This is a genomic window from Pseudomonas sp. GD03944, from assembly GCF_029839275.1.
GTDB lineage: Bacteria > Pseudomonadota > Gammaproteobacteria > Pseudomonadales > Pseudomonadaceae > Aquipseudomonas.
The window spans coordinates 40,854-57,387 of sequence record NZ_JAOCAH010000007.1; the positions used below are offsets into that span (position 1 = coordinate 40,854).

Annotated in this window: 11 protein-coding genes; 3 read left to right on the forward strand and 8 right to left on the reverse strand. The window is 66.2% G+C overall.

From position 1 onward, the window contains the following. Window positions 1–50 precede the first annotated feature (50 nt). The 5 genes from N5C28_RS12635 to uvrD all read right to left on the reverse strand — a co-directional run bounded on the left by N5C28_RS12635 (window position 51) and on the right by uvrD (window position 5,744). Complete coding sequence (locus tag N5C28_RS12635; protein ID WP_279822712.1) at window positions 51–458, reverse strand: SMI1/KNR4 family protein; 408 nt, start codon at window positions 456–458, stop codon at window positions 51–53. 161 nt (window positions 459–619) lie between these two features. Further along, window positions 620–1,474, reverse strand: coding sequence for a TIM44-like domain-containing protein (locus N5C28_RS12640; protein ID WP_279822713.1), 855 nt, complete (start codon window positions 1,472–1,474; stop codon window positions 620–622). A gap of 171 nt (window positions 1,475–1,645) precedes the next feature. Beyond that, a complete protein-coding gene (locus N5C28_RS12645; protein WP_279822714.1) occupies window positions 1,646–2,224 on the reverse strand; it encodes a TetR/AcrR family transcriptional regulator in 579 nt (192 codons plus the stop codon). A gap of 114 nt (window positions 2,225–2,338) precedes the next feature. After that, window positions 2,339–3,433 (reverse strand): TRAP transporter substrate-binding protein, encoded by a 1,095-nt coding sequence (locus N5C28_RS12650; RefSeq protein ID WP_279822715.1) that lies wholly within the window; start codon window positions 3,431–3,433, stop codon window positions 2,339–2,341. Window positions 3,434–3,554: 121 nt separating this feature from the next. After that, entirely contained in the window at window positions 3,555–5,744 is a 2,190-nt protein-coding gene (gene uvrD / locus N5C28_RS12655) for a DNA helicase II (RefSeq protein ID WP_279822716.1), read from the reverse strand. A gap of 118 nt (window positions 5,745–5,862) precedes the next feature. Here uvrD and N5C28_RS12660 point away from each other — a divergent pair, with 118 nt between their 5' ends. After that, entirely contained in the window at window positions 5,863–7,542 is a 1,680-nt protein-coding gene (locus N5C28_RS12660; RefSeq protein ID WP_279822718.1) for a molecular chaperone HscC, read from the forward strand. Here N5C28_RS12660 and N5C28_RS12665 read toward each other — a convergent pair. Further along, a complete protein-coding gene (locus N5C28_RS12665; protein WP_279822719.1) occupies window positions 7,531–10,215 on the reverse strand; it encodes a DUF805 domain-containing protein in 2,685 nt (894 codons plus the stop codon). The genes N5C28_RS12660 and N5C28_RS12665 overlap by 12 nt on opposite strands. Continuing rightward, window positions 10,212–10,919, reverse strand: a complete 708-nt coding sequence (locus N5C28_RS12670) for a DUF1266 domain-containing protein (protein ID WP_279822721.1) — start codon at window positions 10,917–10,919, stop codon at window positions 10,212–10,214. Before N5C28_RS12670 ends, N5C28_RS12665 begins: the two co-directional genes overlap by 4 nt. Before the next feature lie 315 nt (window positions 10,920–11,234). Between N5C28_RS12670 and N5C28_RS12675 the strand changes: the two genes are divergently transcribed. After that, complete coding sequence (locus N5C28_RS12675; protein ID WP_279822723.1) at window positions 11,235–14,132, forward strand: GGDEF domain-containing phosphodiesterase; 2,898 nt, start codon at window positions 11,235–11,237, stop codon at window positions 14,130–14,132. 15 nt (window positions 14,133–14,147) lie between these two features. On the opposite strand, the gene N5C28_RS12680 is transcribed toward N5C28_RS12675, so the two are convergent. Continuing rightward, on the reverse strand, window positions 14,148–15,050 hold the full coding sequence (locus N5C28_RS12680) for an alpha/beta fold hydrolase (protein ID WP_279822724.1): 903 nt from the start codon (window positions 15,048–15,050) through the stop codon (window positions 14,148–14,150). Between the two features lie 209 nt (window positions 15,051–15,259). Between N5C28_RS12680 and N5C28_RS12685 the strand changes: the two genes are divergently transcribed. Beyond that, window positions 15,260–16,528: an MFS transporter gene (locus tag N5C28_RS12685; protein ID WP_279822725.1), complete on the forward strand. Its 1,269-nt coding sequence runs from the start codon at window positions 15,260–15,262 to the stop codon at window positions 16,526–16,528. Window positions 16,529–16,534: the final 6 nt, after the last annotated feature.

Sequence of the window (16,534 nt, forward strand, 5' to 3'; positions counted from 1 at the left end):
CGCCCTTACGGCTCAGGGATGGTGCAACGGCGCCGGCCGGCTGAACGCACTCAGCTTTCCAGCCAGACGTCGCGGCACCAGTGCCACACCGAGTCCCAGCTCTCGTCCGTCAGCTCGCCTTCGTCGCCGTCCCATAGCCACACCTGGCCTTCGACATCCACGGCGTAATAGTCGCGACCGTCCTGGCACAGCGGCACCAGGTCTCGCGGCAGGCCCAGGCTCCAGGCCTCGGCGGCGACTTCCGGCAGGTAGGTGTGCGACTGCGGGTCGGTGGCGGTCACCGGCTCCAGGCGGCCGTAGACCACATCGCTGACCTTGAGCAGGTACTCGCGCAGCTCGAACGGCAGGTGAATGAGGATCTGTTCCTGGATCTCCACCAGGGTTTCTTCCTCGGGCAACTCCAGCGGCACCGGAACCGGCTCGTTGAGTTCGCGCAGTTGTTCGATGACTTCTTCCACGTATAGGCCCTCATGCAGTGGGATCGGCTTTATACAGTAGCTGGCCGATGGAGGGAAAACCGAGCGCTTCACCGCGTGATGATAGGCCGCCGCAGCCGATGCGGGCCTGAAACGAAAAACCCCGGGCCAGGGCCCGGGGTTTCGGTGTTGCGTCAGTGCAATCAGTTCTGGCGGATACCCGCGACCAGCCAAGGCTGGTTCTCGCCAACGGCACGCTCCAGGCGCCAGCTTTCGCTGAAGGCTTCGCCCTGGTCGAAACGCGAGGTTTTCGACACGCCGCTGAAGGTCAGGGTGGCGATGGTCTTCTCGGCCTGGTCGTCGACACCGTCCAGCTGCACGTCGAGGTTGTCGATGTAGGTGGACTGGAAGCCATCACCCAGGTCGGCGCGCTCGCGCTTGAGGAACTCCAGCAGCTGCGGGGTGACGAACTCGGAGATCTTGTCCATCTCGTTGGCGTCCCAGTGCTGCTGCAGGCTCAGGAAGTGCTCGCGACCGGCGGCCACGAAGCTCTGCTCGTTGAACCAGGCCGGTGCGTTGATGACCGGCTTGATGGCGGCTGCGCCGCTGCCACCGAAGATCGAGTTCGGTGCAGCTTGCTCCGGCATTTCACGCTGATACGGTGCCCCACCAGCGGCAGCCGGGTGGGCCTGCGCCTGGGCCTGACGGCGACGGGCGGACAGGAAGCGGAACAGCAGGAAGGCGATCAGGCCGAAGATCAGCATGTCCATGATCTGCAGGCCTTCGAAGCCGTCACCCATGAACATGGAGGCCAGCAGGCCACCGGCGGCGAGGCCGGCCAGCGGGCCGAGCCAGCGCGAAGCACCGCTGGCGGCAGCGGGCTGACGACCGGCTGCCGGAGCGGCAGCAGCGGGCTGGGATTGTGGGGTCGCCTGGCGGGTCTGGTGGCTCGGGGCCGAACCAAAGGACTTGCCGCCGCCGAAACGCTTGGCGTCGGCTTCGAGGCTGAAGGACAGGCCGATAACCATGGCCAGGGCAATACTGAGGAAACGCTGCATCAGGGGTTTCTCTTGGTTATTGGGTCTACGCGCGGCATCTTGCACGCCCTGCCAGTCGCTGGCTAGCCGGAGAATGTTTCCGGCTTTTGCTTCTGTCACAGCCACGCTGATCGTCGGTAAAAATCAGCTGATTGGCCGTGATCTGTCGCTAACGCATAACCGACGGGTGGATCAATAGCGCAGCAGCAGGCACAGCGGTCCGCAGCGCAGCTGGCGCCGCAGGAAGGCCCGGAATTCCACCGGGTCTTCCTCGGGATGGCGCAGCCAGTGGACGACGCTGCGCAGATAGGCGCCGGTCAGCAGGGTTTCTTCGGCGATGCGGCCCAGGTGCAGGGTTTCCCGCCGGGCCGCCTCGCGCCACCACTGCACGGTACGGCTGATGCGCAGCAGGCCGAGCACCTGCAGGTGCACGTGCCCGGGTTCGAGTTTGTACAGCAGCATCTGGCCGCTCACGGCGCGGTGCGACGACAGGCTGTCGAGCCAGGCGATCAGCAGTTCTTCCAGACGCTTGGCCGGGCTCAAGGTCATCAGGTCGTCTGCTTTGGCGCGCAGCAGCAGGGCCTGGTCGGCGCGGTCGAACCAGGCTTCGACCAGTTCGTCTTTCTCGCGGTAGTGCTGGGCGATGGCGTCGAGGCCGATGCCCAGGTGGGCGGCGACATCGAACAGGTGCAGGCGCTCCCAGCCACAGGTATCCGCCAGGTGGAGGGCGGCGTCGAGGATCTGCGGCGCGGTGGTTGTCGGTTTTTTCATCGGCTCACCTCGCCGACGAGTATGGGCCTCACCTGGCCGAGGGTGGCCGTGAAACGACAAACGGAACCCGAGGGTTCCGTTTGCCTGTGCTGCCTGGTGGACGAGCGAGCCGGCTCAACGCCAGTTGTACAGCTCCTGCTCGGACAGCTTGTGCATCTCGCTGACGGTGGCCTGGAAGGCCTGCATCGAGGCCCAGATGCGGCCGTTCAGCTCGCTCTGCGCGGCCAGTTCGCCGAGCACCACCTCGGACTCGCGCTGCATGGCGTCGAGCACTTCGTCGGGGAAGCGCTTGAGCTGGGTGCCTTGTGCCTTCAGGGCGTCCAGGGCGGTGGCGTTGTGATAGACGTAGTCGTCCATCATGTCCTGGCTGGCGGCGCGGGCCGCTTCGGTGAGGATGGCCTGCAGGTCTTTCGGCAGGCTGTCGAACGCCTTCTGGTTGATCAGCAGCTCGAGGACCGCCTGGGGCTCCTGCCAGCCCGGGTAGTAATAGTACTTGGCCGCCTTGTGCAGGCCGAAGGCCAGGTCGTTGTAAGGGCTGACCCAGTCGGTGGCGTCGATGGCGCCGGTCTGCAGAGCGGTGAACACTTCACCGCCAGGCAGGTTGACGGTGATCGAGCCAAGGCGGCTGAACACTTCGCCGCCCAGGCCCGGGGTGCGGATCTTCAGGCCCTTAAGGTCCTCCAAGGAATTGATTTCCTTGTTGAACCAGCCGCCCATCTGCATGCCGGTGTTGCCCACCACCATCGGCTTCACGCCGAACGGCGCATAGGCCTCGTCCCACAGGGCCTGGCCGCCGCCCTTGCTCAGCCAGGCGTTCATTTCAGGAGTGGACAGGCCGAACGGCACGGCGGTGAAGAACTGCGCCGCCGGCACCTTACCTTTCCAGTAGTAGGCCGCGCCGTGGCCCAGCTCGGCGGTGCCGCGCGACACGGCATCGAAGACTTCCAGCGGCGGCACCAGCTCGCCACCGGCGTACACCTTGATGGTCAGGCGGCCGTTGCTCATGGCGTTGACCCGCTCGGCCAGGCGTTCGGCGGAAGTGCCCAGGCCCGGGTAGTTCTTCGGCCAGGCGGTGACCATCTTCCAGTGGAAGCTTTGCGCCGGTTCGGCGGCGGCCTGCGGGGTGCTGGCGGTATCGTCCTTGCAGCCGGCCAGGCCAATGGCAGCGGCGAGCGCGGCGGCAGCGCCGAAAAGAGTGCGGCGGTTCATCGAGAATCTCCCTGTGGGGCACGCGTCAAGTGGGCAAACAGTGTGCGGGCGAACCCGCGTTCAGCCGTGGGGCAGATGCACCCGCCAGGCCTGCACTGGGCGCCAGGCGCCCGGTGGTCCATCAAAGTGGGTCGAGCTTGGCGTAGGCGAGCATCAGCCACTTGCTGCCTTCATCCTCGAAATTGACCTGCACCCGCGCCTGGGCGCCGGCCCCTTCGAAATTGAGGATGGTGCCTTCGCCGAACAGCGAATGGCGCACGCGCTGGCCGAGGCTGAAGCCCGTGTCCGGCACGGCGCTGCCGGCGAACAGGCTGCCGCCACCCATGTCGCGATTGCCGGTGCCGAACGGGCGCTGGACGCTGTTGGACAGGCGCACTTCCTGGATCAGCTGCGGCGGCACCTCGCGGACGAAGCGCGACACCTTGTTGTAGGTCTCGCTGCCATACAGGCGACGGGTTTCGGCGTAGCTGATCACCAGCCGCTGCATGGCGCGGGTGATGCCCACATAGGCCAGGCGGCGTTCCTCTTCCAGGCGGCCGGGTTCTTCCAGGCTCATCTTGTGCGGGAACAGGCCTTCTTCCATGCCCACCAGGAACACCAGTGGGAATTCCAGGCCCTTGGCGCTGTGCAGGGTCATCAGCTGGATGCTGTCTTCGTTCTCGGCGGCCTGGGTATCACCGGCCTCGAGGGAGGCGTGGGTCAGGAACGCCTGCAGCGGCGTCAGCTCGTCGTCTTCGTCGTTCTCGAACGCCCGCGCGGCGCTGACCAGTTCTTCCAGGTTTTCCACCCGGGCCTGGCCTTTCTCGCCTTTCTCTTCCTTGTGGTAGGTGATCAGCCCGCTCTGCTCGATGACGGTCTGGGTCATCAGGTGCAGCGGCATGGTCAGCACCTTGGCCGCCAGGTTTTCGATCAGTTCGATGAAACCGGCCAGCGCTCCGGATGCGCGACCCGGCAGGGCCTTGTTGGCCAGCATCAGGCGAATCGCTTCCCACATCGACAGGTCGTGGCCGCGGGCGTACTCGCGGATCGCTTCGACGGTCTTTTCACCAATGCCGCGGGCCGGCACGTTGATTACCCGCTCCAGCGCCGCATCGTTGCCGCGGCCGTCGAGCAGGCGCAGGTAGGCCATGGCGTTCTTGATCTCGGCGCGCTCGAAGAAGCGCTGGCCGCCGTAGATGCGGTAAGGGATCTTCTCGCGCAGCAGCGCCTCTTCCAGGACCCGCGACTGGGCGTTGGAGCGGTAGAGAATGGCGATTTCGCTGCGTTTCAGGCCGTCCTTGCGCAGGGCGTCCTCGATGGTCTCGACCACGTAGCGCGCTTCGTCGTGCTCGTTGAATGCGGCGTACAGGCTCAGCAGGTCGCCGTCGCCGACATCGGTGCGCAGCTCCTTGCCCAGGCGGCCCAGGTTGTTGGCGATCAGGCCGTTGGCCGCGTTGAGGATGTTGGCGGTGGAGCGGTAGTTCTGTTCCAGGCGGATGATTTCCGCCCCGGGGAAATCGCTGTCGTACTGCTGGATGTTCTCGATCTTCGCCCCGCGCCAGCCGTAGATCGACTGATCGTCGTCGCCCACCACCATCAGGCTCTCGCCGCCGATGGCCAGCAGGCGCAGCCAGGCATACTGCACGGCGTTGGTGTCCTGGAACTCGTCGACCAGGATGTGCCGGAAGCGTTTCTGGTAGTGCTCGAGCAGGCCGGCATTGTTGCGCCACAGGTCGAGGGCACGCAGCAGCAGCTCAGCGAAGTCGATCACCCCGGTGCGGGCGCAGGCCGCTTCATAGGCTTCGTAGATGCTGCGCATGGTGGCCAGGAACAGGTCGCCACCGGCCTGGATGTTCTGCGGGCGCAGGCCTTCGTCTTTCTGGCCGTTGATGAACCACTGGGCCTGCTTGGCCGGCCAGCGCTGCTCGTCCAGGCCGAGGTCGCGGATCACCCGCTTGACCAGGCGCTGCTGATCGTCGGAGTCGAGAATCTGGAAATTCTCCGCCAGCCCGGCTTCCTGCCAGTGCGCGCGCAGCAGACGATGTGCCAGGCCGTGGAAGGTGCCGACCCACATGCCGGCCGGGTTGTGCCCCAGCATCTGTTCGATGCGGTGGCGCATTTCGGCGGCGGCCTTGTTGGTGAAGGTCACCGAGAGGATCGAATGCGGCGAGACGTTCAGCCGCTGGATCAGAAAGGCGATGCGGTGCACCAGCACGCGGGTCTTGCCCGAGCCGGCGCCGGCCAGCACCAGCTGGCGACCTGGCGGTGTGGTGACCGCGTGGTGCTGGGCTGGATTCAGGCTGTCGAGGAGGTGTTCGAGGTCATTTTGCATCGCGGCATTCTAGGGGGCCGGGCAGGGGAGGGCAAACCGTGTCGACTCGGCGGTTTGCCGCGACTTGTGCGCGGAGTAGACTGCGCCCTTCAATGGACCTGAGAGAGCTGCCCCGTCGATGTCGACCGCTACCCACGCCACGCACAGCCCGCTGCTGGGCATTGACCTGGGCACCACCAACAGCCTGATCGCCGTCTGGCGTGAAGGCCGCGCCGAACTTATCCCCAACGCCCTGGGCGAGATACTCACACCGTCGGCCGTGAGCCTGGACGAGGATGGCAGCATCCTCGTCGGCGCTGCCGCCCGTGCGCGCCTGACCACCCATCCGCTGCGCAGCGTGGCGGCGTTCAAGCGCTACATGGGCAGCGACAAGCGCTTCACGCTGAGTGATCGCCCGTTCACGCCCGAGGAACTCTCGGCGCTGGTGCTGGGTTCGCTCAAGGCGGACGCCGAGGCCCATCTGGGTGTGCCAGTGACAAGCGCGGTGATCTCGGTGCCGGCCTACTTCAGCGACGAGCAGCGCAAGCGCACGGTATTCGCCGCCGAGCTGGCCGGGTTGAGCGTCGAGCGCCTGATCAACGAACCGACCGCCGCAGCGATGGCCTACGGGCTGCACGAGCAGCCGTTGCAGCGTTCGCTGATCTTCGACCTCGGCGGCGGTACCTTCGACGTCACCGTGCTGGAATATGCCCTGCCGTTGATCGAGGTGCATGCCTCCACGGGCGACAACTTCCTTGGCGGCGAGGACTTCACCGAAGCCCTGCTCAAGGCCTGCCTGAGCGACTGGGGGCTGGCACGCAGCGAATTGGACGGCCAGGCCCTGGCCAGCCTGGAAGACGCCCTGGAACAACTCAAGCGCCGCCTTGCCGACGGGGTACAGACCCTCGACTGGAGCGGACGCCAGTGGCAACTGGACGAAGCCCGCGCGCAGCAGATCTGGGCGCCGCTGCTGGCGCGTCTGCGCCAGCCCATCGAACAGGCGCTGCGGGATGCGCGCCTCAACCCGCGTGATCTGGACAGCCTGGTGCTGGTCGGCGGCGCGACGCGCATGAGCGCGGTGCAGCAACTGGTGGCCACGCTGTTCGGGCGCCTGCCTTATCGTCACCTCGACCCGGACACCATCGTCGCCCTCGGTGCCGCCGCGCAGGCCGCGTGCAAGGCGCGTGACCAGGCCATCGAAGAGCTGATCCTTACCGATGTGTGCCCCTATACGCTGGGCATTTCCTCGCGGCGCAGTGACGAGCAGCCGGGGGCCTTCTCGCCGATCATCGAGCGCAACACGGTGATTCCGGCTTCGCGCGTGCAGCGCTACTACACCACCCACCCGCAGCAGGAACACATCCGCATCGAGGTCTATCAGGGTGAGCGGCCCTGGGTGCGTGACAATATCTTCGTCGATGCCTTCGAGGTGAAGCTGACGCAGACCGGGCAGGTGCAGGCGCTGGATGTGCGTTTCAGCTACGACATCAACGGCCTGCTGGAAGTGGACGTGACCCTGGAGAGCGGACAGCGTCATGGCCATGTGATCGACCGCAGTCCCACCGGCCTCAGCGCCGAAGCGCGCGCTGCCAGCCAGGCGCGCCTGGCCGGCCTGAAGATCCATCCGCGCGATACCTTGCCCAACCGCACCCTGCTGGCGCGCCTTGAACGCGCCTGGGTGCAGACCCTGGGCGCCGAACGCGAGCAGATCGGCCATTGGCTGGATGAATTCCAGAGCGTGCTCGGCGCTCAGCAGGAACAGCCGATAGTTGCTACGCGCCAGCGCCTGGAGCAACAGCTGGACGCGCTACGGTTTTAATTTCAGGGTTGGCTGTTTGGCCTTGTTCAGACGCCGCAGCTGGGCCTGCAAATCGCGCTCCCCGGGCGGTGCCGTGCCGCCCGGCAGGCCGTAGCGGTTGGGCAATGGATCACCCGGCCAGACGCACAGCACCAGCAGCATGTAGGGCATCAGGAAGCTGCCCGCTAGCAGCATCAGTAGCGTGCCCAGGCCCCGGCTCATGTCGTGCAGGCGGCGCAGCAGGTTGCCAATCAGCACCAGCAGGGCAACACCCAGTATCCCAAGCGCCAGGTTGGGGTTCAGCGTCTCCACCAGGACGATCGGCGCAAGGGCCGCCACCACCAGGCCCACGCTCTGCAGCGTGAAGTTGCGTCGGTTCAGGCGCCCGCCGAGGTGCCAGATGTGCCATTGCGAGCGCTGGGTCGACGGTTCCGGTACCGGTAGCAGCCGCTCACAGCGTGACAGCAGTACGGCCAGGGTCAGGCGTGTTGCCTGCGGCGTGGTGTCGTTGTCCTTGGCGTCCTGCAGTTGGCGCATCAGGGCGGTGCGGGGTAACTGCGGGCGCTTGCCGCCGAACAGCTCACGCATGGCTTCGAATATCGCCTGCATGGTGGCGTACTTCAGGTTGTTGTCCCGGCACACCGATTGCGACAGGTTCTGTGGGCGCCCCTTTATCAGCCCCTTGCGGAAGGGCTCGAACCAGCTTTCGGGGCAGGTGAAGCCGTTCAGCCGCTGCAGCGCCTCGTCGCGCAAGGCCTGTGGCAAGGCCGGATCGTGATAGAGCGCGGCATCGAGCAGCATCTGGCCGACGGGGTCTGTGCCCATCTCATGGCCATGCCGTTGTACGCAGGCCTCGACCCGGGCCGCCGAGGGCAGGCGCCAGGGATTCAGCAGTGTGTCAGGGCTGACCAGCTCGCCGGCGATCAGTCCTTGCAGTACATCCTGCTCGTCGAGCTCCAGCATCCATCGCCAGGGCGTGTCCGCTGCCAGCAGTTGCGCCTTGATCGCGTGCGCGGGGTGTTCGTTGTCGGTTGGCAGCTTAGCGAGGGTCTTGCCCAGGTACTGCAGCCATTGCTCCGGTTGCTCCAGCAGACCCAGCAGCAGAAGCGTCTGGCGCTGCCAGTGCCAGCGCGCGTCAGGATTGCTGGGTTGCGCTGGCAAGCGGCGGCCGGCGCGCCAGAGGGCCAGTTGCAGCTGCAGGCAAGGCGGTAGCAACCAGCGCGGCAGCGGTGCGAACAGTTCGTCCAGACGTTGCAGGCTCGCATCGTCATGCAGGCGCAGCCGCTTGAGCGCGCGCAGCACCTGGGCGCGGGCCACCGTGTTGTCGCGCAGTGCCTCTGGTAAGGCGGCGCCAGGGGTGCTGATCGCCTGTTGCAGCGCCTGCAACGCGGGCGAGTCGCGCAGCCATTCGAGTTGTTGCCGGGCCTGGTGCCTGAGGCCTTGCACCAGCAAGGCGTCGAGCGGATGGTCGCCTTGCTGGTGCAGGTCAGGCAGCGCTTCGAGGTCAATCTCGTCACCGCGTTGCAGCAGCCAGGCCTGGCGGTAGGCGCGTGCGAGCGGCTCGTCCGCGGCGCCGAGCAGTTCGGCAAGAAATGGCCATTCGCTGTCGCCCAGTTGCCACGCGATGAAGGTGCGCGCCAGGGGGGGCAGATCGGTGTCGGCAGCGCGCTGCCAGCGTGCCAGGGTTTGCGGGGTCTGCGCCGGCTCGCCGTCGGCCAGCTGATAGGCGTCGAGCGGGTGCTGGTGGCCGAGCGCACGCTGGCTGCGGTTGAATGCCAGGATCAGCAGGGGCAGGCGCTCGGGTGAGTGATGGGCACACCAGGCCAGCAACCAGGCGGCTGCTTCGGGCATCTCGTGCTCGTGCCACAGGCGGCTCCACAGGTCGAGGGCATCCTGATCATGGAGCTGCTTCTGCGTCGCCAGTAGGTACAAGGTGTCGACGTCATCGGGTGCTTCGCCATGACGCGCCTGGTAGTGCTCCAGGGCATCGCCGAGCGCTACACCGGCCAGGGTGCACTGGCGATACAGGTGCGGGTAGTAGGCGGGGTCGGCCGGCATCGGCAGGCACAGGTGGACCGAACTCAGGCCACGAAACTCCTGCAGCGGGCGATTCCTGAACACATGCTCCAGGGTGCGTACGTACCAGAGGCTTTCGACCTGCGCGACGGCGGGCAAGCCGGACAGGCTGGCGAGATCGAAGGGATCCGGTTCGGCGATGCGCTGGAGCAGGTGGTCCAGTGCTTCGGCTTCTTCGAAGGGCAGTTGCATCAGGCGGTTGGCCCAGGCCATGCGCTCCGTGAGCAGCAGTACGCAGCGGTGTGAAAGCGGCCCGTTGCTCAGCAGCAGATGCCGCAGCGCGCCGTCGATGCTTTCCAGAACCTCCAGCGGCAACTGATCGAGTACGCGGCAGTAGGCCTGCCAGGCTTCGGGGCGAAAGCGCTGACTAGGGTTCTGCAGCAGATCGACGAACTGCTGGATGGCCTGTTCACTGGCACTGGGCAGGGCGGCCTGCTCACTGACGGTGGGCGATTCGCCGCGCGCCTGACTCAGGGCGTTTTCGTAGGCGCCCCGCAGGGCCTGGAAGCCTTCCGGGTCACGCTCCGGATGCACGTCCGGCAGTCGTGCGCGGTAGGCGTTGCGGATAGCGTTCTGATCGTTGGTCGGCTCGATGCCGAGGTGTTCCCAGCAACTCATGACCAGTCGAACGCCTCCAGCGAAGTGGGTTTTTCCGGCAGATCCAGCTCCATCTCCCAAGGCAGCTCGTCGAGCTGTGCCGCCGGGGTTAGGGCCAGCTCGCGCACCAGGGCGCGGTGAGTCGGGTCGCTGCCCTGGCGACTGAGGCACAGCGCCTGCTCGCCGGGCTGTTCATTGCCCAGGCAGTTCCAGTAGCAGCGGCCGATGAGAAAGCCGGCCAGGTAGCTGTGCCAGCTCTGGTAGTAGTAGCGCGCCCGCAGGCTCAGGCGGGTGTGCAGCCAGAGGTTCTCTTCCAGGCTCAACCAGCCATTGAGCTGGCCCAGACGGGCGAGAAAGCTCATGCGCCCCAGGTCCCAGGCACGAATGCCTCCGGAGCCGCAGACCAGGATGGTCTCGGCGACGTAGCGGTAGGCCACCTGCTGGCGTTCGTCCAGGCTGTCGACCAGAGCCTGCCATTCGCTTGGCAACAGGCGTGCGTTGTCCCAGTAGGCACCGCTCAGGTCCCGGGCATGCCCGTCGTCGGTCATGCGCTGGATCATCGCCAGCAGGGCGCCGCGATCAGCGATGTCCCAGGATTCGCTGAGATCGATGTGTTCGTTGCCGGGGTAGAAGTTTGGCAGGGCGTATTGAGCGCCCGAGCTGGCGTTGATCGCCACCATCGGTGCTGACAGGGCGAAGAGCCAGCGTTGTTGCAGGTCATCCATGGGGTGTGTGCCGTCGTCCATGAGTACGGAATTGCCCATCCTAGGAGCTATTGCCGGGGTGCCGCAAGCGTCTCGCCAGGGGCGTGAGAGCCGGGTCATGAACACGGCCAGACAGCCGACGACCGGCGGGTCACCGGCCCACACGGTGCCTGCGGCGATAGACCGCGGCTCAAGTCGATCATCCAGCGGGTGAATTCGCCAGGATGGCAGTTGGGCATCACGTCTGGCTCGGGTATGCTCCGGCGACGCTGGGGGGTTGTCGGGGCTCAACGAAGTGCCGCAATCCGATAGGCAACCATTACAAGAACATCGCCTATGACTGTTTCGACGAGCGCCGCCCTACAGGATCAGACACTGGAACCCCATCGCTCCATCCGTCAGCAATTCGCCACGGATATCGAGGCGGAGCGCACGCGCCTGTTGTATCAGGGGTCGCGGGTGCCGACCCTGTTCATGCTGCTCAATGGCCTGGCGTGTGCCTACCTGCTGTGGGAGCCGCAGAATACGGTGGTGTTGTCCGGTTGGCTGGTCTGGCTGGTGCTGCTGGCCGTGCTGCGCCTGGTTCAGGTCACGGCGTTCAACCGGGCCCTGCCGAGCCGCCAGGCGCATCCGCACTGGCGCCGCAGCTTTCTCCTGGGGGCCGGCGCCTCGGGCCTGACCCTGGCCTTTGCCGCTATCGTGCTGGTGCCGGTGGATATCTTTTACCAGCAGGCCCTGGTCTATGGCCTGATCGCCGCCGCCATTCTCTCTGCCAGCGTGGCCTATGCCGTCAGCCGGGCGGCTTTCCTGACCTTCGCCTTGCCCTGCGTGCTGCCAGCGCTGGTCTACCTGATTTCCAGCGATGACGGGCTGTTGCAAGGCTGGGGCGTGCTCAGCGCGATTCTGCTGCTGTCGCTGGTGGTGGTGGCCTGGCAGGTCAACCGGCTGGTGCAGCGCAGCCTGCTGCAGCGGTTCCACAACCAGGCGCTGATCGCCAACCTGGAACACGCCAAGCAGCAGGCCGAAGGCCTCAACGCCGAGCTGGCCCGGGAAGTCGAGCAACGCCGGCGGGCCGAGCGCGAGTTGCGCGCTGCCCATGGCGAGCTGGAAATGCGTGTGGCCGAGCGCACCCTGGAGCTGGACGAGGCGACCCATGCCCTGGGCAAGAGCCAGGCGCGGCTGGCCATGGCGCTGGAGGCCAGCGAGTTGGGCCTGTGGGACTGGAACCTGCAGAACGACGAAGTCCACCATTCGCAGCTCAAGGAAATCTTCGGCGTCGAGCCGGAGGAAATCCACGGCATGCTGCGCGACCTCAAGCCGCGCCTGCACCCGGATGACCTGCCGGCCCTGCGCCGGGCCCTGGTCGAACACATGAAAGGGCAGTCCGACGGCTACCAGATCGAATACCGCATCCGCCATGCCGCCGGGCACTGGGTCTGGATCGAAGACCGCGGTCGCGCCGTCGAGCGGGACGCCGACGGCCGGGTGCTGCGGATGCTCGGCACCCGCCGCGACATCAGCGCCCGCAAGCAGCAGGAAGAACAGCAGCGCCTGGCCGGCACGGTGTTCGAAGCGGCCAGCGAGGGCATCTTCATCCTCGACCCGGACTACCGCATGCTGGCGGTCAACCAGGCCTTCAGCCAGGTCACCGGCTACCGCCAGGACGACGTGATCGGCAAGAACGTCGCCGCCCTGATCGGCAGTCGGGAAGCCCGCCGCCAGTACCAGCTGATCAACCTGGAGCTGGAGCAGGGCGATCATTGGCAGGGCGAGCTGATCGAGACACGCAAGAATGGCGAACTCTACCCGCAGTGGTTGCAGCTCAATGTGGTGCGCGACAGCAAGGGGAACGTCAGCCATATCGTGGGCTTCTTCGCCGATCTGACCGCCCGGCGCGAGGCGGAAGAGCGGCTGCGCTACCTGTCGCACTACGACGAACTGACTGGCCTGGCCAACCGCAGCCTGTTCCGCGCGCGGCTGCACGAGGCCAGCCAGCGCTCGCGCCAGAGTGGCCGTAGCCTGGCGTTGCTGCACATCGACCTGGACCGCTTCAAGCTGCTCAATGACAGCCTCGGCCATGACGTGGCGGACCAGTTGCTGCGGCAGATGAGCCGGCGCCTGACCCAGGCGGTGCCGGAGGCGGACACCATCGCGCGGCTGTCGGGCGACGAATTCGCCGTGTTGCTCGACTCCTACAGCAGCCTGTCCAGCCTGGCGCGGTTGGCCAGTCGCCTGCTCAGCAAGCTGCGCACACCGGTCACGGTCGGTGGCCAGGAGCTGGTGGTCAGCGCCTCCCTGGGCATCAGCCTGTTGCCGGACAATGCACGGGAAATCTCCGCCCTGATCAGCCAGGCCAACATGGCCATGCAGCACGCCAAACACCTGGGCGGCAACACCTTCCAGTTCTTCACCGACAACCTCCAGGCCTGCACCCTGGAGCGCCTGCAACTGGAAACCCAGTTGCGCAAAGCCATCGAGGCTGGCCAGCTGGAGGTGTTCTACCAACCCAAACTGTGCCTGGCCGACGATAGCCTCAATGCCGCCGAAGCCCTGGTGCGCTGGCGCCATCCAGAGCTGGGGCTGGTGCCGCCGGGCGATTTCATCGGCCTGGCCGAGGAGACGGGGCTGATCGCGCCGATCGGCGAATTCGTCCTGCGCCAGGCCTGCCTGCAGGCGCGTACCTGGCAGCGCGATGGGTTGGCGGATATCCGGGTGTCGGTGAACCTGTCGGTGCACCAGCTGCGCCAGGGCAACCTGGTCAGCCTGGTGCGTCAGGTCCTGGAAGAAACCGACCTGGCACCGCATTTCCTCGAACTGGAGCTGACCGAAAGCCAGCTGCTCGACAACGTCGAGAACGTCATCACCACCTTCCAGCAACTGCGTGACCTGGGGGTCAAGCTGGCGATCGACGATTTCGGCACCGGCTATTCCTCCCTGAGCTACCTGAAGCGCTTCCCGGTGGACGTGGTGAAGATCGACCAGACCTTCATCCGCGACCTGTCGCCAGGCAGCGAGGACGCCGCGATCACCCGGGCGATCATCGCCATGGCCCATAGCCTGGAGCTGAAAGTGGTGGCCGAAGGGGTGGAGACCCAGGCCCAGATGGATTTCCTCAAGGCCCAGCGCTGCGACGAGATTCAGGGCTTTCTGATCAGCCGGCCGATCGCCGCCGAGTACTTCGAGCGGTTGCTGCGGGACCAGGCCAAGGTCACCCTGATCCGCAGTCATCAGTGACGGGAGCGTGGTGCCTCAGTTCAGGCTGAGCGCGCGAGTCGCTGGCCCCTGGAACAGGGCTTCGATGGCCTGGGTGTATTGCTGGCGGCCCATGCGCAGGCTGTTGTTGTGGTTGGCACCGTCGATCAGCAGCAGGCGCTTGGGCTCGTTGGCCGCGGCGAACAGGGTTTCGCTGAAGCGGGCCGGCACGTAGCGATCGCCAGTGCCGTGGGCGATCAGCACCGGCACCTTGACCTTGTCGATCTTGCTCAGCGAATCGAACTTCTGCGACAGCAACCAGTGCACCGGCAGCGAGGTGTTGCTGATCGCGGCGGCTGCATCGGCCAGGCTGGTGAAGGTGGACTCGATGATCAGCCCGCCCAGTTGCGGGGCGTCTTCGTCGGCCAGTGTTTCGGCCAGGTTGACCGCCACCGCGCCGCCCAGGGAGTGACCATAGATAAAGCGTTTGGCGGGATCGGGCTGCAGCTCCAGCAGGTGTGCCCAGGCGATCTCGGCATCCTCGTAGACCGTGCGCTCCGACGGCAGCGCGCCCAGGCTCTGGCCAAACCCCCGGTAGTCGATGGCCAGTACGCCGAAGCCCATGGCATGCAATTGCTCGATGCGAAACAGCTGGCCGGTGAGGTTCCAGCGCGAACCATGCAGGTAGAGCAAGGTGGGGGCGTCCTTGCGTGCTGCCGGCCACCACCAGGTGTGGATGCTCTGGGTCTCGTCGAATTCGGGTGAGCGCAGCACGCGCTCTTCCACGCCTGCCGGGATGCCGCTGAACCAGTAGGCCGTGCCGGGCTCGATGCGAAATACCAGCTCGCGTTCCTTCTGCTCCAGCGTGGAGCACCCAATCGGCAGGCCCAGGATCAGGGCGCACAACAGGCTGAAGCTGAACCAGCGCCTGCGCAGGCGCGCTAACCAGGGGTTGGCCATGGGCACTCCATTAAGAAAGGGGGCTGTGGCCTCGCGGCGAGCAGGCCGCGAGTGCAGGAAAGGATGCCAGCATAGACCCGGGCCGGCGTTGGTCGTTCGTCGTCGCCAGGCGGGAGTTGTTAGCGAATATGTGGGGGCGCCGGGGTGGCGCTTGTATCGGTAACGGTGTCTGGATACTGTCGCAGCGCCCGCATGCACTCGAGAACGCCATGTCGCTGCCGTCATCTGCTGCCTTTGCCCGCCCGTCCACCGGTACCCTGGTGCTGCTGGCCTCGCTCTACTGCGCGCAGGGCCTGCCTTCGGGCCTGATCGCTCATGCTCTGCCGGTGCTGCTGCGTCAGCACGGCGTGGACCTGGCGCTGATCGGCCTGCTCAAGCTGCTGGCGTTGCCCTGGCTGCTCAAGGTGTTCTGGGCGCCCTGGATCGATCGGCTGGCGTCGCAGCGGCTCGGCCATCATCGCGGCTGGATCCTGCCGCTCCAGGGCACGGTGATCCTCTGCGTCGCCGCCCTGGCGCTGCTGTCGCCCCAAAGCCTGTTCGGCAGCGGCTTGTGGTTGCTGCTCGGCCTGCTTCTGTTGATCAACCTGACCGCCTCCACCCAGGACGTGGCCACCGACGGCCTGACGGTACGCCTGCTGCCCGAACGCTGGCGCGGCCTTGGCAACAGCCTGCAGGTGGGCGGCTACAAGGTCGGCATGATCGTCAGCGGCAGTGGCCTGCTGCTGGTGATCGACCCGCTGGGTTGGAACCTGGCGGTGGGGGTGGTAGCAGGCCTGCTGCTGCTCATGACGGTGCCGATCTGGCTGTTTCCCGAGCGCCGCGTACTGCCCTTCCAGCCGGCGTTGGCGGAAACCGCATTGGGCCCACGCTTGTTGTGGCAGCACTACCGTGGCCTGCTGGTGCAGCCCGGCATGCTGCTCTGGCTGGCGGTGGTGTTGACCTTCAAACTGGGCGACTCGCTGGGATCGCCGATGATCAAACCGATGCTGGTGGACCAGGGCTGGAGCACCGGCCAGCTCGGCCAACTGACCCTGATCAGCAGCCTGGCCGGGATCGGCGGCGCCTTCCTCGGCGGCCTGCTTTATGCCCGTATCGGCGTGCTGCGCTCGCTGATCCTGTTCGGCGCCCTGCAAGCCGCCGGCATCGCCGCCCTGGCCCTGTTGGTGGGTAACGGCGCACAGGTAGGACTGGTCTACGCCGTGGCCCTTTTCGAGCAGGTGGCCGACGGCATGTCCACCGTCGCCCTGTTCGCCGCCATGATGCGCATGTGCCGCCCCGAACACGAAGGCGCCGACTTCACCCTCCAAGCCTCTGCACAACTGTTATTGGCAGGCTTCGTCGGTGCCAGCAGCGGGGTGCTGGCGGAGAAGTTGGGGTATGAGGGGTTGTTCGTCGGGGCGGGTTTGCTGGGCGTCTTGGTGTTGGGCGTGGTGATGCTGCATGGGCGGCGTGTTCGGGTGAGCGGCGTGTCTGGCTGACCTCGG

Coding starts and splice junctions, on each gene's coding strand:
- N5C28_RS12640 (WP_279822713.1), bottom strand. CDS start 1,474: ATGCAGCGTTTCCTCAGTATTGCCCTGGCCATGGTTATCGGCCTGTCC.
- N5C28_RS12645 (WP_279822714.1), bottom strand. CDS start 2,224: ATGAAAAAACCGACAACCACCGCGCCGCAGATCCTCGACGCCGCCCTC.
- N5C28_RS12650 (WP_279822715.1), bottom strand. CDS start 3,433: ATGAACCGCCGCACTCTTTTCGGCGCTGCCGCCGCGCTCGCCGCTGCC.
- uvrD (WP_279822716.1), bottom strand. CDS start 5,744: ATGCAAAATGACCTCGAACACCTCCTCGACAGCCTGAATCCAGCCCAG.
- N5C28_RS12660 (WP_279822718.1), top strand. CDS start 5,863: ATGTCGACCGCTACCCACGCCACGCACAGCCCGCTGCTGGGCATTGAC.
- N5C28_RS12665 (WP_279822719.1), bottom strand. CDS start 10,215: ATGAGTTGCTGGGAACACCTCGGCATCGAGCCGACCAACGATCAGAAC.
- N5C28_RS12670 (WP_279822721.1), bottom strand. CDS start 10,919: ATGGATGACCTGCAACAACGCTGGCTCTTCGCCCTGTCAGCACCGATG.
- N5C28_RS12675 (WP_279822723.1), top strand. CDS start 11,235: ATGACTGTTTCGACGAGCGCCGCCCTACAGGATCAGACACTGGAACCC.
- N5C28_RS12680 (WP_279822724.1), bottom strand. CDS start 15,050: ATGGCCAACCCCTGGTTAGCGCGCCTGCGCAGGCGCTGGTTCAGCTTC.
- N5C28_RS12685 (WP_279822725.1), top strand. CDS start 15,260: ATGTCGCTGCCGTCATCTGCTGCCTTTGCCCGCCCGTCCACCGGTACC.